This window comes from Bacteroides sp. AR20, from assembly GCF_964250605.1.
GTDB lineage: Bacteria > Bacteroidota > Bacteroidia > Bacteroidales > Bacteroidaceae > Bacteroides > Bacteroides uniformis.
In genome coordinates this window covers 169,303-191,106 of record NZ_CAXUGK010000003.1, presented here as the reverse complement: position 1 = coordinate 191,106, position 21,804 = coordinate 169,303, and the positions used below count along the sequence as shown (strand labels likewise).

Sequence of the window (21,804 nt, the reverse complement as noted above, 5' to 3'; positions counted from 1 at the left end):
AGTTACAATCATTTTTAGCCTTGTTGATGTTTACTGCCGTTAGTGCGTATGCGCAGAAATCTCCGGTCGATATGAATCGTTTCATTGACGATTTAATGAAGAAGATGACCCTGGAAGAGAAAATAGGTCAGTTGAATCTGCCGGTTACCGGTGAGATTACGACCGGTCAGGCTAAAAGTAGTAATGTGGCCAAACGTATTCGTGCCGGTGAAGTGGGCGGGCTTTTCAATCTGAAAGGTGTGGAACGTATCCGCGATGTACAGAAGCAGGCGGTTGAAGAAAGTCGTTTGGGTATTCCTCTCTTATTCGGTATGGATGTTATTCATGGATATGAAACGGTGTTTCCCATTCCTTTGGGATTGTCGTGTACATGGGATATGAAGGCGGTTGAAGAATCGGCGCGTATTGCGGCTATTGAGTCCAGTGCCGACGGTATTTGCTGGACATTCAGTCCGATGGTGGATATTTGCCGTGATGCCCGTTGGGGGCGTGTGTCCGAGGGCAACGGTGAAGACCCGTTTCTGGGAGCAGCCATTGCGCAGGCCATGGTACGTGGTTATCAGGGAAAGGATATGAGCCGTAATGATGAGATTATGGCTTGTGTAAAGCATTTTGCCTTGTATGGTGCCGGTGAGGCAGGACGTGACTATAATACAGTAGATATGAGCCATCAGCGCATGTTCAATGAATACATGTTGCCCTATCAGGCGGCGGTTGATGCCGGTGTGGGCAGTGCGATGGCCTCTTTCAATGAGGTCGATGGCATTCCTGCCACTGGAAACAAGTGGTTGATGACGGATGTATTGCGTAAGCAGTGGGGGTTTGACGGTTTTGTAGTGACAGATTATACCGGAATTACAGAAATGACCGACCATGGGATGGGCGATACGCAGACTGTTGCCGCGTTGGCGCTGAATGCTGGTGTAGATATGGATATGGTGAGCGATGCATTTGTTGGTACGCTCAAGAAGTCATTGACAGAAGGAAAAGTGACAGAAGAAGCAATTAATGTGGCTTGTCGCCGTATTTTGGAAGCTAAGTACAAGTTGGGCTTGTTCGATAATCCTTATAAATACTGTGATGTGAAGCGTGCCAAGAAGCAAATCTTTACCAAAGAGCATCGTGCCGTTGCGCGTAAGATTGCTTCGGAGAGCTTGGTGTTGCTGAAGAACGAGGGTAATGTGCTTCCGCTGGCCAAGAAGGGCACTATTGCTGTGGTAGGTCCGTTGGCAGACAGCCGCAGTAATATGCCGGGTACTTGGAGTGTGGCTGCCGTATTGAAGAATGCTACTTCTTTGGCTGAAGGTTTGAAGGCGGTAGCAGGCGGTAAAGCCGAAATACTGACTGCGAAAGGCTGTAATTTGATGAGTGATGCCGAATATGAGAAACGTGCCACTATGTTCGGACGTTCTTTACACCGTGACAATCGTTCGGACAAGGAGTTGCTGGACGAGGCTCTTGCCGTGGCTGCCAAATCGGATGTTATTGTGGCTGCGCTCGGTGAGTCTTCGGAAATGAGTGGAGAGAGCAGTTGCCGCACGAATCTTGAAATGACGGACACCCAACGCATACTGTTACAGGAATTATTGAAAACGGGAAAACCGGTGGTACTGGTGCTGTTTACCGGTCGTCCGCTGGTACTGAACTGGGAGCAGGCAAACGTGCCGGCCATTCTGAATGTATGGTTTGCGGGCAGTGAGGCAGGTTTTGCCATCGGTGATGTATTGTTTGGTGATGTGAATCCGAGTGGGAAGCTGACTACGACTTTCCCGAAGAGCGTGGGACAGATTCCTTTGTTCTACAACCACAAGAACACGGGCCGCCCTCTTGCCGACGGTGCATGGTTCCAGAAATTCCGCAGCAACTATATAGACATAGACAATGAACCGCTTTATCCCTTTGGTTTCGGCTTGAGCTATACAACATTCTCTTATAGCGACGTGGCTTTGGACAAGACTAGCATGACGGATAAGGGCGAACTGACTGCTACCGTGACTGTGACCAATACCGGCAAGAGAGACGGTGCAGAAGTGGTTCAACTTTATATTCGTGACCTTGTGGGAAGTGTAACCCGTCCGGTGAAAGAGTTGAAAGGCTTTGAAAAGATTTTCCTGAAAGCCGGCGAATCTAAAAAAGTATCTTTCAAGATTACCCCCGAATTGCTGAAGTTCTACAACTACAATCTTGATTTTGTATGCGAGTCCGGTAACTTTGAGGTGATGATTGGCAGAAATAGCCGGGACGTAAAGAAAGCAACGTTCACGTTACTCTAACTGATTCCCGAGGCGGCAATATGCAGCATTCGAGACACTGCGTTGAGATGGCATTGTTGCTGCATATTGTCTGCATTTTCACTGCAAACTATATGCAGCATTCTTGCAGTATTTGCCTGACTTGTGTGGAATAATATAATCTATTGAAAAACATGAAGAAAATATTTTTATTAATATTGTGTCTGTCCACCATGTACCCGGTTGTCAATGCCGGGCGGGTGGTTCAGAGTTTCAATGACGGCTGGTATTATGTTGCGTATAATGACAATCGGTTCCAGAAAGTGCGATGTCATGAGGAAGGTTGGGAACAGGTACATCTGCCACATACCTGGAATACGGATGCCTATTCTACCCGTAACTACCGCAGGGCTTCTTCCTGGTATAAGAAAGAGTTCCGTACGGATGCCGCGCAGATGCGGGATAAGCAGCTTTACCTGAAATTTGATGCTGTCAATTCTCTGGCAGATGTGTACCTCAACGGCGAGCTGCTCACTACCCACAAAGGAGGTTACTCTGCCTTTACCGTAGACATTACGGATAAAGTAAGGACTGATGCCCCGAATCTGCTGATGGTGCACGTCAATAATCAGAACGACCGGATACCTCCTTTGTCCGGCGACTTCACCATCTTTGGCGGCATCTACCGCAATGTGTGGCTCATCAGTGCTGCAAAGCAGCACATCAGCCTTACCGACTATGCCTCTACGGGCATTTATGTCGATTTGCCTTCCGTGAGTGAGGATAGGGCGGAAATCAGTGTGCGTGGGACTTTGGTGAACCGTGATGTGCGGCGTGCGGTGTTGAAGTTGGACGTCGAGGTGCTGGATACCGATGGGAAGACCGTAGCCCAATCTTTGCGCAGCGTCCGGATAGATGCCGACGGGGCGTTCGCCTTCGAGGAGCGGTTACAGTTGGAAAAGCCACAGTTGTGGTCGCCCGATTCCCCTTATCTGTACAGCGTGAAAGTTTCTTTGAAAGATGTGCGTGGCAAGGTGTTGAAAGATGAGACACGTGTCCCTTTGGGGGTCCGCTGGTTCAGCGTGGATGCGCAGGAAGGCTTCAAGTTGAATGGGGAACCCCTGAAACTTATGGGAGCTTGCCGTCATCAGGACCAGATGCCGATGGGCATAGCGCTTTCGGATGAGATGCACCGCAGGGATATGCAGTTGCTGAAAGACATGGGTGTGAACTTTGTCCGTCTGGCACATTACCCGCAGGACGATGCCGTGTTGCGTGCTTGCGACGAACTTGGCATGCTGGTATGGGAGGAGATTCCGGTAGTAGATTTGATAGCTTTGGGTGACGAGTTCCGCGCGAATGCCACAAGCGCCTTGCGCGAAATGATTCGCCAGCATTACAACCATCCGTCCGTCATTATGTGGGGGTATATGAACGAGGCTGTCATCCAGCTGCAGTATCGGGTGAAGAAACAACGGCTCAACGGTTTCTACGAGAATACCTTGGCGCTTGCCCGGCATCTGGAGGAAACTCTGAAGAGGGAAGACCCCTACCGTCTGAGTACGATGGCCTACCACGGCAATCAGATTTACAATAAAATCGGTCTCAGCAATATCACCGACATTTCCGGTTGGAACCTTTATCAGGGCTGGTATGAGAACGACTTCAAGTCTTTCGACCGCTTTGTGGACGAAGAGCATCGTAAATACCCGCACCGTCCGTTAATAATCAGTGAGTTCGGTGCCGGTTCCGACCCGCGCTTGCAGTCGCTCGAGCCGCAGATATTCGATTTCTCCATGCAATGGCAGCAGTTGTACCTCGAATACTATCTGCCCGCTATCATGAGGCGGCCGTTCATAGTCGGCGCCACAGAGTGGAATTTCATTGATTTCAGTTCTGCCAATCGCCAGGAGGCTACGCCACACATTAATAATAAAGGGCTGATGTACAATGATCGCCGGCCTAAAGATGTGTTTTATTATTTTCAGGCATTTTTGCGTAAGGATATTCCGGTGCTGCACATTGCTGTGGATGACTGGAAGCATCGGACTGTGGTTTCGGACGGCGAAGCAGTGGAACATCCGGTGAAAGTGTATTCCAATCTGGATAAGGTAGAGCTGTCTGTCAATGGGAAAAAACTCTCTGTACAAGACATTGAGAATTGCCATGCTGGGTGGCGGGTACCTCTTGTTGTGGGAAGAAACACGCTTGTAGCATCCGGCATCTATCAAGGGAAGAAGGTGGAGCAGGTTTCGGACATTTTTGTGAAGATGCAGCCTCGCTATATCGCGGCAGCCGGCTCCGGACAGCTGGAACTTGCAGTGAACGTGGGCAGCAACTGTTTCTTTACGGATGACAAGAGTGATCTTTGCTGGCTTCCCGACCAAGCTTATACTCCTGGGAGTTGGGGCTACATAGGTGGAGAGATTTTCCGCCGTTCTCCGGGACGTATCGGAACCACTGCCGAAGTGAAAGACACCCGTAACGTTCCTTTGCTCCAGACCAAACGCAAGGGCATCAAAGCCTATCGCTTCGACTTGCCCGACGGCGACTATGAAGTGGAACTTCTTTTTGCTGACCTGAACGCACGTTCCGAACGGGTGACTTACGATTTGGGAGCTGTCGCTACCCTAGACAATGCCGATTTCCGCGGCAGTGTCTTCAATGTTTCTGTCAACGGTCGGCCTTGGTTGAGCCATTTCTCTCCGGCGATAGAAGTAGGCGGGAACCGTTGCATATCCAAGAAATTGCGTATTGCCGTAACCGGTGGAAACCTTACAGTGGACTTTGAGGCGGTGAAGGGAATGACGTTCTTGAATGGGATAAAGATATTCAGGATTCATTGACCTTCTATTTGCAAGGATGTTGTATTAACCGATAAATTGAGTGAAACATGAAACACAAACTTCTCACCGGGTCCCTCTCCTTCACAGTAGGGATGGGATTCAGCGCTTTGCCTGCCGTCGCGCAGCAATCTCCGGCTTCCACTGAGGTCAAGCCCAATGTAATCATTATCAACGTTGATGACTTGGGCTATGGCGGCATTGGTTGTTACGGTGCCACCAAGGTCAAGACTCCCAATATAGACCGTCTGGCATCGCAGGGCCGTAGCTTTACGGACGCTCATTCATCCTCGGCTGTTTCCACGCCTTCACGTTATGGACTAATGACTGGTCAATATCCTTGCCGTGAGGATATTTGGGGGGCAATCTTCCTGAATCAGACTCTGCAAATTGATACGGCACGCACCACAATTGCGGATGTGATGAAACGTTCCGGCTATTCCACTGCCATCGTGGGGAAGTGGCATCTTGGATTCCGTACGGACGAAAAGATGGACTGGAACAAGGAACTGGCTCCCGGACCACTTGAATTGGGATTCGATTATTACTTCGGTGTGCCTATTCTCAACAGTCATCCACCTTTTGTTTATGTGGAGAACCATCATGTGGTGGGTTATGATTCCAACGACCCGTTTGTAAGAGGCAAGAGGGCAGAAACGGAGGAGTTCGATGAAAAATTCGGTATCAACTCTATTGGTGGAGCCACGGCTGCGCACCGTTTGTACAAAGACCGGGCTGTAGCCACTACTTTGAAAGACCGGGCCGTGCAGTGGATAAAGGAACATAAGGATTCACCTTTCTTCTTGTATTATGCTACCACCAACATCCATCATCCTTTTACACCGGCCGAACGCTTTGTAGGTACCAGTGAGGCAGGACCTTACGGTGATTCAATCCATGAATTGGACTGGGTGGTAGGCGAGATTATGCGTACCCTCGATGAGGAAGGGCTGGCGGGAAATACTCTGCTCATCTTCACCAGTGACAACGGGGGAATGCTGAATCATGGAGGGCAGAGAGCTTGGAAGGCAGGACACCATATCAACGGCAAGCTTCTTGGTTTCAAGTTCGGAGCTTGGGAAGGCGGGCATCGCATTCCTATGATTGTCCGCTGGCCGGGCAGGATTCCTGCGGGCAGCGTATCCAACCAGTTGATGTCCAATGTTGACATGCTTGCCACTTTGGCTGCCCTCACAGGATATGAATTGCAGGAGCAGGACGGGCCGGACAGTTTCAACATGCTTCCTGCCCTTGTCGGAAATCCCGGGAAAATGATTCGGGACCATATTATAATCTGTCCTTCCCAAAAGAGCCATCTTTCCATTCGCAAAGGGAAGTGGGTCTATATTCCGGCGCAAAACAGCGGCGGATTTACCGGAAAGAATGTCGGTGACCATGACTTGGGCGGGGCATCCGCTTTCCAGCTCACCCATCGGGTGAACAGCGATATAGAAAATGCCCGGATAAAGCCGGATGCACCCTCTGTGCAGCTTTACAATCTGGAGGAAGACCCATACCAGACCACAAATGTGTATGAACAGCATCCCAAAGTGGCACGCAGGCTGGCGCGGATACTGGAGGAGAAGATAAGGAAGTCGGATGCCACAAGAAAGTGACAACCGATAGATTGATGAAAAACATAATTTGAAAAATGAAGAATACCGTGATGAAAAAGTTTTTTGTAGGTTTATTCTCCCTTTTGATGGGAGTAGGCAGCGCTTTTGCGCAGACCAATATGTCTAGTGAAATGTATGACCTTGCCAAGATGAAGGAAGGCTTGCGCAACCGCCGTGTCAGCAGTTATGACCGTACGGGCAACAACCGTGACCACCTGAAGGCCATCAAGCCGGGCGAAACGGCTGTCTTGGCCGACATCAAGGGGGCAGGCGTAATCAACCATATCTGGATAACGATGTCTCCGGGACCGCGCCAGCTTTCCCGTAACGACATCATCCTTCGGATGTACTGGGACGGCAGCGACGAACCTTCTGTCGTGTCCCCCATCGGTCCCTTTTTCGGCCAGGGATGGAACGAACAGTATAACTATGCTTCTTTTGCACTTTCTTCCGGTCCCAACGGTGGTACGGGTTTGTGCAGCTATTTCGCCATGCCTTTTGCCAAAGGTGCGCGCATTGAGATAGAGAATCAGACGGATGTCAACATCGGCGCCTTCTACTACTACATAGACTATGTGGAGATGAAGGAACTGCCCAAGGACATGGGGCGTTTCCATGCGTGGTTCAACCGTGAGATTACCGAAGCGCTTCCCGAGGGGGAGACCGAGTGGGGTTCCGTGGGTAAGCAGACGGAGAATAAGGACGGAGCCGACAATTATGTGTTTGCCGATATCAAGGGAAAGGGCCATTTTGTGGGATTGAATTATTATGTACAGTGCCCTACCCCCATGTGGTATGGTGAAGGCGATGACATGTGGTTCATCGACGGTGAAAAACAGTCTTCCTTGATAGGAACCGGTACGGAAGATTTGTTCAACACCGCCTGGTGCCCGAAAGAGCCCTACCAGCATATCTACTTCGGCTATCCACGTGTGAATAATGATGTCGGATTCTTGGGGCGTACACATGTCTATCGGTTCTTTATTCAAGATCCCGTCTTCTTTGAGAAAGGGCTGAAAGCCACCATTGAGCATGGGCACAACAATTGCCTGACCCTCGACCTGGCCACCGTTGCCTACTGGTATCAGGACAAGGCGACGGCTGTTCCCACCATACCCGACAAGGCGGGCCGTAAGCTGAAGCCGATGGTAAACAATGTGATGATGCACAAATGGCGTCATGAGTGGAGAAAGAATAAAGGGAATAAGGCTGACCTTTGGGGAAATGAATAAATTGCTGGAGGATATGAAATGAAGACATTATTAGTTATATCTGTTTTATTAGCATTTACTCTTTTGGGGCATGCCCAAATATGGAAAGTGCCTGAAGGTCATGAAACGCGGTGGACAAGTTTTGAAAATCCTACCGGTGCCAAGGGAACGGCAGCTCAAGTCAATAAAGGTGCAAAAGGAAGTGCTTTCGGCAGAATCATGGCGGGAGACAGCTGTGTTTTGTTGTCTCAGCAAGGACCCGGGATCATTAACCGTATTTGGCTGACAGTCAGCAAACGTAACCCTAAGATGCTTCGTGCGTTGCGTATCAAGTTTTATTGGGATAATTCTGTTGTTCCGGCAGTGGATGTCCCATTGGGAGATTTTTTTGGGAATCCGCTGTCACGTACATCTCGTTTTGAGAACTGTTTCTTTTCTAATCCGGAGAAGCGTTCTTTTAACTGTTCTATTCCGATGCCTTACCGTATCGGTGCCAAAGTGGTGTTTGTGAATACCTCGGATGAGGACCTGACACACTTGTTTTATGATATCAACTTTACTAAATTGCCGGAATGGGATTCGGAGATGAGCTATTTTCATGCTGTCTGGCGTGAAGACAAATCCACCAAGTTGGGAGTGGATTATACTGTTCTTCCCCAACTATCGGGCAAGGGGCGCTTTTTGGGGGTAAGCTTGGGTATCTTTGCCAATAAGGCGTATGAAACTACTTGGTGGGGAGAAGGTGAAATCAAGTTCTACATTGACGGAGATAAGGAATTTCCCACATTGAGTGGTACGGGAGTTGAAGACTATATTGGTACGGCTTGGGGGCAGGGCGAGTATTCCCACCGTTATCAAGGTTGTCCGATTGCAAATGCGGACAGTTGTTGGTGGAGTATGTATCGTTTCCACGTGCAGGACCCGATTTATTTTCGTCATGATATAAGAGTTACATTGCAGCAGATTGGAGGTGCTCCATATCAAAAGGTACTCGAACTGTACAAGGCGAAGGTTCCTCTTGTACCGGTTACTATAGATAGAAGCGGTAAACTGAAATTCTATCGTTTATTAGATGAAGATTCAGACCTACATATCACGGATAAAGACTTTCCGCCAGGATTTGTTAATTTCTACCGCCAAGATCATGTAACTTCAACAGCATATTTCTATTTGGATAGGCCTGCAGTCTGAATAATCTTTAAATAACTTCCTAGTGTATGTTGTTGGTAATTAGTGTTTTATACAATGCTGTAGTAGTTACGTTGTAGTGCTTGAGCAGGTTGTGGTAATCTTGTGGTAGTTTGTTTTTTGACATACATCAATTGCTCCTATACTTTTGCAAAAGAATTTTAAATCAATACAAAATGAAGAAAAATTTATTAATTACATGTGTGATGTTGTTGTTTGCCGTTGTTTCGATGGCGCAGAACAAAATTACGGTTTCGGGTGTCGTTTCCGACAAGACGGGAATGACTGTTATTGGTGCTACAGTTTCGGTAAAGGGGGCTCCTCAACAAGGAGTCGTTACTGGACTTGATGGTGATTATAAGATTACCAATGTTCCCAGTAACGCTGTCTTGCTTTATAGCTATATTGGTATGAAAGACCAAGAAATAGCAGTGAATGGTCGTACTACTATTAATGTAGTAATGCAAGAAGACAATATGTTGATTGATGAAGTTGTAGTTGTAGGCTATGGTGTACAGCGTAAATCAGACTTGACCGGTGCTGTTGGTTCTATCAAGAGCGATGATTTGAAAAAGATTTCTACACCTAATGTGGCTAACGCATTGCAAGGTCGTGTGTCCGGTGTATTTATCTCTGCAAGCGGTGCTCCGGGTAGCTCTCCTGAAGTGCGCATTCGTGGTATCGGTACTACTAATAATAGCAATCCGCTCTATGTGGTTGATGGAATGTTTATGGACGATATATCATTCCTGAGTAACCATGATATTGAGTCCATGGAGGTATTGAAGGATGCTTCTGCTACTGCCATGTATGGTTCTCGCGGTGCTAACGGTGTAATCATTGTTACCACCAAGCAAGGTGCTGAAGGTAAAGCACAGGTGAACATTACTGCCAGTGAAGGATTTCAGTTCCAAAATAGCGGTAAGTTTGAGATGTGTACGGCTTCTGAATATGCTATGCTGCAAAATGAAGCTAACTTGAATATTAATCCAGATGGCGGTCTTGTTTATGATGACCCGGCTTCTTTCGGAAAAGGGACCAATTGGTTCGATGAGATTTTCCGAGTAGCGTCTGTCCGTGATTATCAAGTTGCTGTTAGTGGCGGAACAGAAAAGGTACGTTATAATTTGAGTGCCGGATATTTCCAACAGGATGGTATCATAAAGGAAAATTCTTATGACCGTTTTACTTTGCGTGCCAATAATTCATATAAAATAAACAAACATTTGACTATCGGGCATAACTTATCGGCTTCTTTTAGTCATACAAAAAATGAAAATAAGGGAGTTGTAAAATCTGCTTATAAACTGAGTCCTATCATTACTCCTTATGATGAGAATGGTAATTTCTCCGATCCTCAGGTGGCATCTACTGCTAATCCGCTTGCTACCCTCCATTATATGAATAGTGATAATTGGAAAGATAGAATTGTGGGTAGTGCATTCTTGAATTGGGAAGTTATTAAAGGGTTGAATTTTAAGACCAGCTTGGGCATTGATTATATTAATGGTAGAAGTCGTAATTTTACTCCTAAGTATTATATCTCGGAGTATCAAAAGGTAGATGAGAACAGCTTGTCTAAAACATGGACTAGAGATTTTACTTGGCTGTGGGAGAATATCTTGACTTATGATTGGCAAATCAATGATAAAAATCGTCTGAATCTTTTGGGTGGTATTACTGCTCAAAAATACACTAATGAAAAGTTAGGCGGGTCAGGACGTAGTTTCTTCTCAGAAGTGGAAGACTATTGGTATTTGGATCAGTCTTCAAGCGATACACGTGGACTTGAGAATAATGGAAAACATGAAGCCATGATGTCTTACTTGTTCCGTGCCAACTATGCTTTAATGGACAGATATTTGTTGACGGCTTCTATACGTGCCGATGGCTCTTCGAAGTTTGGACCGGATAACCGTTGGGGATATTTTCCGTCAGTAGCTGCCGGATGGAGGATTTCTGAAGAAGCTTTTATTAAAGATAATGTTGAATGGTTGAGTAACTTGAAGATTAGAGGTAGCTGGGGGCAAATTGGTAATGATAAGATTGGTAATGACAAATATTATGCATTGGCTAATGTAGCCCCTACTTATGATGCTGTATTTGGTGGTGATTATTATTCTGGTGGTACTGTAACTTCTCTTTATAATACACAAATCCATTGGGAACGTTCAGAGCAGTTGGATCTTGGTTTTGATTTAGGCTTGTTCAATAATCGCTTTTCTTTAGAGTTTGACTATTACAGAAGAGATACAAAAGAAATGTTGGTAAATGTGGATGTTCCTGCTTCTGTAGGACTTGCCTCTGTAGAAACAAACGTGGGCTCAGTACGTAACTCTGGACTTGATTTTACGGTGAAATGGGAAGACTCGTTTAAGGATTTTCGTTATGGCATCCGCTTGACTGGAACTACAATTAAGAATGAGGTGACTAATTTGGGAGGTAAACGTATCACCAGTGGGGATATAGGTTCCGGAAAAAGTGTTCATATGACAGAAGAAGGAATGCCAATCAAGTATTTTTATGGTTACAAGACTATTGGTATTTTCCAAAGTAATGAGGAGATTGAGCAGTATAATGCGATGGCTGCGGCTGCTTCCGGTGATGCGAAGAAGAAGTATCAGGCAAATGTAGCTCCGGGTGATCTGATTTATGCAGATACGGATGGCAATGGATATATAACTGCTGAAGACCGTACGGATTTAGGCTCTCCTACTCCGAAGTTTATCGGTGGTTTGGGTATAACTGCCGCTTGGAAAGGCTTTGATTTGTCAATTGATTTGCAGGGTAATTTTGGTAATAAGATTTATAATGCCAAACAAGCTGAAAGAAATGCTGGTGTTGATAACTGGGATCGTTCGTTCTTGGATAGATGGACTGAAAACAATAGGAATACTTCCATTCCGCGCATGACATTTGAGGGTAACAATTATTTTGTTTCCGACCGTTATGTTGAGAGTGGCAACTATGTGAAGTTACAGACTGTGGAATTAGGATATACATTCCCAAAAAACTTGATGCAAAAAGTGCATATCCAGAATTTGAGATTGTACTTCTCAGGTAATAACCTGCTTTATTTTACGAATTATAACGGATTTACTCCCGAAATCTTAGGGGGGCTTGACCGTGATATTTATCCGATTACCGCTACTTGTCGTTTTGGCTTGAATCTTACATTCTAATGGAAAATAAAAATAGGAAATGATTATGAAAAAGATATATTCACTTTTATTAGCTTCAGCATTGGTCTTTACCTCTTGTTCTGATTTTTTGGATACAAAGCCGCAAGGGAAATTGACGCAAGATATTTTCTTCGGGGAAGAAGAAGGTGCTTTGATGGGAATTAATGCTATATATTCTCAAATGAAAAGTTGGGACTTGATCGGGTTTTCTTGGTTTGGCATTATGGAGGTGCCGAGTGACAATTCTGATACAGGAAGTTCACCGGCAGACGGTAGTTATGCTCGCGTGAATTCATTGAATGATTTTACTTATGATGTTTATACTTCTGAATTGAACGGCTGGTGGACTGGCAATTATAAAGGAATCGGATTCTGTAACGTAGCATTGGATAATTTGGATGTGTTGAAAGATGAGCAGTTAAAGATTAGAAGCATTGCACAGGCGCGTTTTTTCCGTGGTTTCTTTTACTTTAACTTGGTGAGAACTTACGGTGGCGTACCTTTGGTTACTAAAGTTCAGAATCCCGATGAATACGATCAGCCATGCGCTTCTGAAGAAGCTATTTATCAGCAGATTATTGATGACTTGTCTTATGCGGCAATGAATTTGCCAACCCGTGATGAATGGGGGATTGCTGAGCGAGGAAGAGTTACGAAAGGAACTGCAGAAGGCTTGTTGGCTAAAGTTTATTTGTTCCGTCAAGATTATGCAAGTGTAAAACAATATGCAGGGCAGGTAATAAGTAGGGGAGAATATAACCTGCATCACAATTACCGTGATTTGTTTAGCCCGGATTCTTATTATTCTGATGAAGTGATGCTGGCCGACCAGTATTTGTGGGGATCAGACAAGACGAGAGATAAGGCTTCCGAATATGTGAAGTGGCAAGGTGTCAGAGGTTTCAAAGGTTGGGGATTCTGTTCTCCGTCAGAATCTTTGGATAAGGCTTATGAATCAGGTGATCCGAGACGGGAGGCTACTATCATTTACGATGGCGAAAATATGGAAGGAGTTGGGGTTATAAACTTCAAGGACGAACCGGGAGTACAACCGCGCGCCAATAAAAAGACAATGTGGCCTACAACTTATTGGAATGCCAATAATTTTGCTAAACAAAATTGCCACTTGTATTTTCTGCGTTATGCGGATGTACTGTTAATGTATGCTGAGGCCTGCAATGAGTTGGCAAATGGTGAAAGCGATCCATTAGTAGATGACGCCCTGGCTAAATTGGAATTGGTCAGAGACCGTGCTCGTAAGTCCGGTGATGATCCCACTGTATTACCTAAAATAACAGAGAGGAATAAAGCTAAGTTGCGTGAAATCATATGTAATGAGCGCCGCATTGAATTAGCAATGGAAGGACACCGTTTCTTTGATTTGATTCGTGCTGATAAAGTTGTTCCCGGATATGCGGAAAAGATGCTGAAGGCCCATGGAAAGACAAACTTCAATATGAGCCAGCATTCTACATTCTACATTCCACAGAAGCAGATTGATATTTCTCAAGGAATATTGAAGCAAAATAAATAAGGTGTGTGAGGAGTAGCCTTAGGCTACTCCTACTTCTTATGTGGTTAAAATGTTTAAAAATAGGTATTATGAAAAATATATTTCTTTTTTTCTTGTTTTTTGGGGTTTGTTCGTGCTCGGTAAATGCCATAAATCCACCATCTGATGTGACAGAAAAGCAACTCTCCGATGATGAACTCATGACTCTTGTCCAGAAGCAAACTTTCCGTTACTTTTGGGATTTTGCCCATCCCGAATCAGGATTGGCACATGAACGGAGCAACGGAGGTGCCGAGACAGCTACCATCGGTGGCTCGGGTTTCGGAGTGATGGCTATCATTGTCGGCATAGAGCGTGGTTTTGTCACTCGCGAACAGGGCGCTGAACGTATGTTGAAGATAGTCCGCTTTCTGAGCGACAAGAATACCGACAGCTATCACGGCATGTGGGCACATTGGATGAACGGTAAAACCGGCAAGACCATTCCTTTCAGTCGTAAGGACGATGGAGCGGATATTGTAGAATCCGCTTTCATGTTCGAAGGCTTGTTGGCTGCCCATCAGTATTTTACAAAGGATAATCCGACGGAAAACCGTATCCGCTGGATAATCAATAATCTGTGGCGTCAAGCAGAATGGAACTTTTTTACTCAGGGACAAGATGTGATGTATTGGCATTGGTCGCCAAACAACGGATGGGCGATGAATCATCAGATTAAAGGTCATAACGAGTGTCACATTGTTTACATTTTGGGCGCGTCTTCCCCTACTTATCCGATTGCCGAGAGCGTTTATCATAAAGGCTGGGCCAATGCGAATACTTTTCTGAACGGTCGGGAGTATTACGGTATCAAGCTTCCTCTTGGAAACAACCACGGAAAGGGAGGTCCTCTCTTCTTCACTCATTATTCTTACATGGGGCTTGACCCACGTGGCTTGAAAGATCGTTATGCCGATTACGAGGAACAGATGAAGGCTCATACCTTGATTAACCGTGCCTACTGCATTGACAATCCGAAGGGTTACAAGGGTTACGGCGAAAAATGTTGGGGATTGACTGCCAGTGACGGTGACAAAGGTTATTCTGCCCATAGTCCCGGTAATGACCGTGGTGTGATTACACCTACCGCTGCTCTTTCCTCTATTCCATATGCACCTGAATATTCTTTGGAAGCCATGCGTTATTTCTATGAAGAGTTGGGTGACCGTCTTTGGGGTGAATATGGTTTCAAGGATGCGTTCAATTTGACGGAGAATTGGTTTGCACCTTCGTATCTTGCCATTGACCAAGGGCCGATTATTGTGATGATAGAGAACTATCGTACCGGTTTGATTTGGAAACTTTTCATGAGTCATCCCGATGTGCAGAAGGGTTTGAGGAGATTAGGCTTTACTTCTCCTTATTTGAACAAGGTCGATTAGGTTGTTTGATAGGATTCTTTGATTCTGATTAGGTTTTACATAGATTAAAAAGGTTTGTAACCATGAAAAACGTGTTTATCAATAGTGTATTGGTTGTTTTCGCATTGCTTGTCGCCTCGTGCGGCAGGCAACCGGAAGCCAAAGTAGAGGTGATGTCGTTCAACATCCGTTTGGATCATGTGGCGGACAGTATGAACAATTGGAAATACCGCAAGGACCATGCGGCACAAATGATTGCTTATTATGCTCCGGACATTATAGGCATGCAAGAGGTGGTGAAGAACCAACTCGATGACTTGAAGGAGCGTCTTCCGCAATATACCGCTCTCGGTGTAGGTCGTGCAGATGGAGAAGAGAAAGGTGAGTATTGCTCTCTTTTCTGTAAGACAGACCGTTTCGAACTATTGAAGAGTGGAAATTTTGGGCTGAGTGAAACTCCTGATTCCATCGGAAAGAAAGGCTGGGATGCGGCTTGCGAGCGTATTGTGACTTGGGCGGTACTGAAAGACAAGGTGAGTGGTAGGGAAATAGCTGCTTTCAATACTCATTTCGATCATGTAGGTAAAGTGGCACGTCGCGAAAGTGCCGTGCTGATACTTGAGAAGATAAAACAAATGGCGGGTGACCTTCCGGTAATTGTTACCGGAGACTTTAATGGAACGGTAGATTCCGAGCCGGTCACTGTATTGACGGAAGGTGGAATGAAGAATGCTTGCGTTACGGCGAAAGTCGCTTACGGACCGACATGGAGTTTCCATGACTTCGGGCGCATCCCGGTAGAGAAACGTAGGTTGATAGATTTTATTTTTATAAAAGGTGCTGTAGAGGTGGAGCGTTACCGAACCATTGATGATAAGCCGGACAACGGCTATCTCTCCGATCATGCTCCCGTAATGGCTATCTTAAAACTATAAAAGCATTTACTATGAAAAAGAAATTATTGATTGGAGCTGCCCTGATACTTTCTGTGGGTATGGCATGTACTTCAGGAGCCGGTGATTGGCAGAGTTACAGCGGTGACAAACGGATAGAAGAGCGTGTCGATTCTGTACTTGCCTTGATGACACTTGAAGAGAAAATAGGTCAGATGACCCAATATTCTGCCAAGAGCGATATTGTGACCGGTCCGCAAGTAAATACGGACATTGAACCTCTATTGAAGAAAGGATACATAGGTAGTCTTTTCCATGCCACTTCTTCTGCCGCCATCCGCAAGACACAAGAGACGGCGCTAGCGGAATCCCGGTTGAAGATTCCAGTGCTCTTTGCTTTCGATGTGATACACGGTTTTAAAACGATATTCCCTATTCCTTTGGCCGAGTCGTGTGCCTGGGACGCCGAACTGGCAGAAAGAAGTGCGTCCATTGCCGCTGCCGAAGCTTCGGCAGTGGGTGTTAACTGGACTTTTGCCCCCATGGTGGACATTTCACGTGATGCACGTTGGGGACGGGTAATGGAAGGCTCTGGTGAGGATCCTTATCTGGGTTCATTGCTCTCTGCCGCACGTGTACGTGGTTTCCAGGGTGAGAAGCCCGAAGACTTGATGCGGCTGGACAAGATGCTGGCTTGCGCCAAACACTTCTGTGCATATGGTGCTGCTGAAGCAGGTCGTGATTATAATACGACTGATGTGTCCGAGCGCTCTTTGCGCGATATTTATTTCCCGCCTTTCAAGGCTGCCAAAGATGCGGGTGTGGCTACTTTCATGACTGCCTTCAATGAGATTTCCGGTGTGCCTTGCACTTCCAGTAAATTCCTTTATCAGGATGTGCTTTGCGATGAGTGGGGGTTCAACGGTTTTGTAGTGACGGATTATACGGCTATCAATGAGCTTGTTCCCCACGGCGTGGCACGCGACGAGGCTCATGCCGCCGAGTTGGCTGCCAATGCGGGCATCGAGATGGATATGACCGGAGGTGTGTTTCATGCACATCTGCTGCAAGCCGTGAAAGAGGGCAAGGTGAACGAAGAAACCATTGATAATGCCGTACGCCGCATTCTGGAGATGAAATTCCTTTTAGGCATTATGGACGATCCTTACCGCTATCTGAATGAGGAGCGTGAGAAGGCTACTATCATGAAACCCGAGTTCTTGGAAGCAGCGCGCGATGCTGCTCGTAAGTCGGTAGTATTGTTGAAGAATGAGAATAACTTTTTCCCGATACAACCCTCCGAACGTAAGACTGTAGCCTTGATAGGTCCTATGGTGAAAGAACGTAACAGTGTGAACGGTGGTTGGGGTGGACGGGGAGACCGTCAACGGAGTGTCACTCTTTTTGAAGGGTTGGAAAAAAAGTACGGAAACTCGAACGTACGTTTTCTTTATGCCGAAGGCTGCAATCTTCGCAAGCCTGGAACTGCAGGATTTGCACAAGCTGTGTCCGTGGCTCGTCAGGCAGATGTCATTCTGGTTGCTGCCGGTGAAGACCAGAACTGGAGTGCCGAGGCTGCTTGCCGCACGGACATCACCCTGCCTGCTTCGCAGCGCGACTTGCTGAAGGAACTTAAGAAAACGGGTAAGCCCATCGGATTGGTATTGATGAACGGTCGTCCGCTGGAACTTACTTGGGAGGACGAGAATATGGATGCTATTCTCGAAGCCTGGTATCCGGGCACGATGGGTGGTCATGCCATTGCCGATGTCATCGCAGGCGACTATAATCCTGCCGGAAAGCTGACAATGAGTTTTCCACGTTCGGTGGGGCAGCTCCCGCTTTACTATAACCACAAGAACACCGGACGACCGCTTCCTCCGGACAATCCGAAGATGGACTACAAGTCTTCTTATATTGACTGTCCCAATTCTCCGCTTTATCCTTTTGGATATGGCTTAAGTTATACTAGCTTTGAGGTGGATAACTTGAAATTGGACAAGGAGGAGCTGAAAAAGGGGGAAACACTTACCGTTACAGTGGATGTAGCCAATATCGGTAAAGTCGGTGGTGAAGAGGTGGTACAGCTTTATATTCGCGATCTTGTGGGAAGTGTGACTCGTCCGGTGAAAGAATTGAAGGGTTTTCAAAAGCTGTATCTCAAGGCTGGCGAGAAGAAGTCTCTGACATTTGTGCTGACTGAAGAAGACCTTGCCTTTTGTGGTGCTGATATGAAGATGCAGGTGGAACCGGGGGAATTCCGGCTCTGGGTAGGAACATCGTCGGCAGATGAGCGGAATGAATCTGTTTTTACGTTGATATGATAAATTGAAAAATCTTATAAATCATTGAAGATGATGAATCATAAACTATCTTTAGGACTTGCCATGCTTCCATTGGTTCCTGCTGTTCAGGCTCAGGAACAAAGCAGACAAGACGGTGAACGTCCTAACATTATTTTTATCATGAGTGATGACCATGCACAGCAGGCTATGAGTATCTATGGTCATCCTATAGGTAAAGTGGCACCTACTCCTAATATTGACCGTATCGGGCAGGAAGGAGCTGTGTTCTGGAATAATTATTGCTGCAATTCTATTTCAGGCCCCAGTCGCGCCGCGATACTTACTGGCAAGCATAGCCATAAGAACGGCTTCATGAAGAATTGGGCACTAGGTTTCGACGGCTCTCAGCAGACGTTGCCTAAACTGTTGCAACAAGGCGGCTATGAGACTGCCGTCATCGGTAAATGGCATCTTATTTCCAAGCCGACGGGATTTGACCATTGGATGATTCTCAATGACCAAGGCGAATACTGTAACCCACAGTTCATTACCGAGGGGGACACTACTATTCATAAAGGATATGTGACCGACCTCATCACTCAATATTGTGAGGAATGGATGGACAACGGTCGTGACAAGAACAAGCCGTTCTTCCTGATGATGCACCACAAAGCCATTCACCGCAATTGGGTACCTGCCGAACGGCATTATCGTTTGTATGAACACGCCAAGTTCCCGCTTCCCGATAATTATTACGATGCCTATGAGGGACGTTACGCAGCACAGATGCAGAAGATGAATATATACCGTGACATGTACGAAGGTCACGATTTGAAGATGGTTGCGGGTATCGATAGCGACAGCCTGCTCTTTGACCCTTGGCCGCACGCTTTCATGGGAACAATGACACCGGAAGAACGCCGCCGTTTCCTTGATGCTTACCGCGATCGAAATAATAAGTTCTATTCCAAGCCACGTTCATTTAAGGAAGTGGCTGAATGGAAATACCAACGTTACCTGCAAGACTACATGGCTTGTGTAGCAAGTGTGGACGAGAGTGTGGGCGAGATACTGGACTATCTCAAACGTACGGGGTTGGACAAGAATACGATTGTAGTCTATACCACCGATCAAGGCTTCTACTTGGGCGAACATGGCTGGTTTGACAAGCGTTTCATGTACGAAGAGTCTTTTGGTATGCCGATGGTGATGCGCTGGCCGGGACATATCAAACCGGGTACGCAAGTTACAGGTCTGACCCAGAACATCGACTTTGCTCCTACTTTCCTTGATATGTGCGGCATCTCCATTCCGCAGGACATGCAGGGCGTTTCGTTCAAGGAACTGGTGGAAAAAGGTAAGACACCGCGCGACTGGCGTAAGTCCTTGTACTATCACTATTATGAGTTTCCCGGCTTCCACAGCGTGCGTGCCCATTACGGTGTGAAGATGGAACGCTACAAGCTGATGCACTTCTACGTGGATGACAATTGGGAACTTTATGATCTCAAGACAGACCCTGAAGAAATGCACAATCTTTATGGGAAGAAGGGAATGGAGAAGATTACCACCGAACTGAAGGCTGAACTGGCACGCTTGCAAAAAGAATACGATGTGCCGCAGGAGTTATGCCGCTGAAAAGCTACCGGAAGACATATTGAACATTAATAACCTGATAATAAAGATAAAAGATAATGAGAAGACTGATTACTAATCTGCTGCTGGCATTATTATGCTTGGCGTCTCCCCTTTTGGCGCAGGACATGCGCATGGATACTTATTGTAATCCGCTGAATGTAGACTATACCTATATGATATACAATTCTTCGAAAGATATCTCCTACCGCTCGGGTGCCGACCCTGCCGTAGTAGAGTTTCGTGGAGAATATTATATGTTCGTTACCCGTACGCACGGCTACTGGCATTCTACGGATTTGCAAAACTGGAATTTTATCAATCCGGGGGAAAACTGGTATCCACAAGGTTGTAACGCTCCGGCGGCACATAACTACAAGGATTCAGTACTTTATGTCTGTGGCGATCCTTCGGGTGTGATGAGTGTGCTTTATACCGACAACCCCAAGTCGGGTAACTGGAAAGCCACTCCTGCAATCATCACCAACTTGCAAGACCCTGACCTTTTTCTTGATGATGACGGCAGTGCTTACATGTTCTGGGGCTCTTCCAACAAGTGGCCCATTCGCGGCATGAAGCTCAACAAGAACCATCGTTTCATACAAGAAGGCGAGAAGCTGGAACTTTTCAATCTCGACCCAGAGAAACATGGTTGGGAACGTTTTGGAGAAAATCATGCCGATACCGTGCTGGGCGGCTATATCGAAGGACCGTGGTTGACAAAGCACAACGGGAGGTATTACATGCAATATGCCGCTCCGGGCACTCAGTTCAATGTATATGCCGATGGTGTATATGTGGCCGACCATCCGATGGGACCTTATACCTATCAGAAACATAACCCCATTTCCTATAAGCCTGGCGGTTATATCAACGGTGCCGGTCATGGAAGTACGGTGCTCGGACCAGGTAGGCAATATTGGCATTTCGGTTCTATGGCTCTGCCCATTAATATGCACTGGGAACGCCGTCTCTGCATGTTCCCTACTTATTTTGACGAAGACGGCATCATGTATTGTGACACCCGTTTTGGAGATTATCCCCGTTATGCACCTACTGTGCCGGGAAAGAAAGGGGAGTTCCGCGGCTGGATGCTTCTTTCTTACAACAAGCCTGCCAGAGGTTCTTCGGCTGTAGAGGGTCATACAGCTGCCGGATTGACGGACGAGAATTGCAAGACCTATTGGCTGGCTTCTTCCAACGATGAAACGCAGTGGGTGGAGATAGACCTTCAGGCACCTGCCACTGTAAACGCTATTCAGGTGAATTACAACGATTATAAGAGTGATATGTATGGTCGTTATCCCGATTTGCGCCACCGTTACACTATCGAAGGTTCCGTAGATGGCGTCAACTGGATACGTCTTGTCAACCGTAGCAACAGTTTCAAAGACACTCCGCACGATTATGTGGAACTGGAAATCCCTGCCCGGGTACGTTATGTACGTTACAAAAACATCCATGTTCCCACACCGCACCTTTCCATTTCTGCCATCCGTATTTTCGGTCTGGGCGAAGGTAAGGCGCCTGCTCAAGTGAAGACATTTGACCCTCGCCGTCACGAAGATCGCCGTGACATCACGCTGACTTGGAAACCGGTGAAAGGTGCACAAGGATACAACATCCTTTGGGGTATTGCGCCGGACAAGCTTTACAGTTCTTGGATGGTGTATGGTGACGAGTGTAGGCATCTGATGAAATGTCTTTCTACCGACCAGAAATATTATTTTGCTATCGAATCTTTCAATGAAAACGGTGTATCTCAAATTTCTGTCGTAAAAGAAGTGAAATAATGTGTTGTAAAATG

Annotated in this window: 12 protein-coding genes; all 12 read left to right on the top strand. The window is 46.4% G+C overall.

Annotated elements, in window-relative coordinates; all coding sequences use genetic code 11:
* The first annotated feature begins 26 nt into the window (after positions 1–26).
* The 12 genes from bglX (at position 27) to ACESTD_RS03140 (ending at position 21,790) form a co-directional block, all read left to right on the top strand.
* Positions 27–2,273, top strand: coding sequence for a beta-glucosidase BglX (gene bglX, locus ACESTD_RS03195; RefSeq protein WP_373138244.1), 2,247 nt, complete (start codon positions 27–29; stop codon positions 2,271–2,273).
* A 152-nt stretch (positions 2,274–2,425) separates the two neighbouring features.
* Positions 2,426–5,077: a glycoside hydrolase family 2 TIM barrel-domain containing protein gene (locus ACESTD_RS03190; RefSeq protein WP_195288320.1), complete on the top strand. Its 2,652-nt coding sequence runs from the start codon at positions 2,426–2,428 to the stop codon at positions 5,075–5,077.
* A gap of 47 nt (positions 5,078–5,124) precedes the next feature.
* Positions 5,125–6,690 (top strand): arylsulfatase, encoded by a 1,566-nt coding sequence (locus tag ACESTD_RS03185; protein ID WP_373158652.1) that lies wholly within the window; start codon positions 5,125–5,127, stop codon positions 6,688–6,690.
* 35 nt (positions 6,691–6,725) lie between these two features.
* Complete coding sequence (locus ACESTD_RS03180) at positions 6,726–7,922, top strand: glycoside hydrolase family 172 protein (protein WP_098031783.1); 1,197 nt, start codon at positions 6,726–6,728, stop codon at positions 7,920–7,922.
* A gap of 18 nt (positions 7,923–7,940) precedes the next feature.
* On the top strand, positions 7,941–9,092 hold the full coding sequence (locus ACESTD_RS03175; RefSeq protein ID WP_243634936.1) for a glycoside hydrolase family 172 protein: 1,152 nt from the start codon (positions 7,941–7,943) through the stop codon (positions 9,090–9,092).
* 173 nt (positions 9,093–9,265) lie between these two features.
* Positions 9,266–12,271, top strand: coding sequence for a TonB-dependent receptor (locus tag ACESTD_RS03170; protein WP_120128556.1), 3,006 nt, complete (start codon positions 9,266–9,268; stop codon positions 12,269–12,271).
* Positions 12,272–12,296: 25 nt separating this feature from the next.
* Complete coding sequence (locus ACESTD_RS03165; protein WP_373158653.1) at positions 12,297–13,805, top strand: RagB/SusD family nutrient uptake outer membrane protein; 1,509 nt, start codon at positions 12,297–12,299, stop codon at positions 13,803–13,805.
* 68 nt (positions 13,806–13,873) lie between these two features.
* Positions 13,874–15,205: a glucoamylase family protein gene (locus ACESTD_RS03160; RefSeq protein ID WP_118274618.1), complete on the top strand. Its 1,332-nt coding sequence runs from the start codon at positions 13,874–13,876 to the stop codon at positions 15,203–15,205.
* A 62-nt stretch (positions 15,206–15,267) separates the two neighbouring features.
* The gene (locus tag ACESTD_RS03155) at positions 15,268–16,119 is read left to right on the top strand and encodes an endonuclease/exonuclease/phosphatase family protein (protein WP_373158654.1); all 852 of its coding nucleotides are present in this window, start codon (positions 15,268–15,270) and stop codon (positions 16,117–16,119) included.
* 11 nt (positions 16,120–16,130) lie between these two features.
* Positions 16,131–18,401 (top strand): glycoside hydrolase family 3 N-terminal domain-containing protein, encoded by a 2,271-nt coding sequence (locus ACESTD_RS03150; protein WP_120128550.1) that lies wholly within the window; start codon positions 16,131–16,133, stop codon positions 18,399–18,401.
* Positions 18,402–18,434: 33 nt separating this feature from the next.
* Positions 18,435–20,000, top strand: coding sequence for a sulfatase (locus ACESTD_RS03145; RefSeq protein ID WP_120128702.1), 1,566 nt, complete (start codon positions 18,435–18,437; stop codon positions 19,998–20,000).
* A gap of 56 nt (positions 20,001–20,056) precedes the next feature.
* Positions 20,057–21,790, top strand: coding sequence for a family 43 glycosylhydrolase (locus ACESTD_RS03140; protein ID WP_118274612.1), 1,734 nt, complete (start codon positions 20,057–20,059; stop codon positions 21,788–21,790).
* The last annotated feature ends 14 nt before the right edge of the window (positions 21,791–21,804 follow it).

Coding starts and splice junctions, on each gene's coding strand:
- bglX (WP_373138244.1), top strand. CDS start 27: ATGTTTACTGCCGTTAGTGCGTATGCGCAGAAATCTCCGGTCGATATG.
- ACESTD_RS03190 (WP_195288320.1), top strand. CDS start 2,426: ATGAAGAAAATATTTTTATTAATATTGTGTCTGTCCACCATGTACCCG.
- ACESTD_RS03185 (WP_373158652.1), top strand. CDS start 5,125: ATGAAACACAAACTTCTCACCGGGTCCCTCTCCTTCACAGTAGGGATG.
- ACESTD_RS03180 (WP_098031783.1), top strand. CDS start 6,726: ATGAAGAATACCGTGATGAAAAAGTTTTTTGTAGGTTTATTCTCCCTT.
- ACESTD_RS03175 (WP_243634936.1), top strand. CDS start 7,941: ATGAAGACATTATTAGTTATATCTGTTTTATTAGCATTTACTCTTTTG.
- ACESTD_RS03170 (WP_120128556.1), top strand. CDS start 9,266: ATGAAGAAAAATTTATTAATTACATGTGTGATGTTGTTGTTTGCCGTT.
- ACESTD_RS03165 (WP_373158653.1), top strand. CDS start 12,297: ATGAAAAAGATATATTCACTTTTATTAGCTTCAGCATTGGTCTTTACC.
- ACESTD_RS03160 (WP_118274618.1), top strand. CDS start 13,874: ATGAAAAATATATTTCTTTTTTTCTTGTTTTTTGGGGTTTGTTCGTGC.
- ACESTD_RS03155 (WP_373158654.1), top strand. CDS start 15,268: ATGAAAAACGTGTTTATCAATAGTGTATTGGTTGTTTTCGCATTGCTT.
- ACESTD_RS03150 (WP_120128550.1), top strand. CDS start 16,131: ATGAAAAAGAAATTATTGATTGGAGCTGCCCTGATACTTTCTGTGGGT.
- ACESTD_RS03145 (WP_120128702.1), top strand. CDS start 18,435: ATGAATCATAAACTATCTTTAGGACTTGCCATGCTTCCATTGGTTCCT.
- ACESTD_RS03140 (WP_118274612.1), top strand. CDS start 20,057: ATGAGAAGACTGATTACTAATCTGCTGCTGGCATTATTATGCTTGGCG.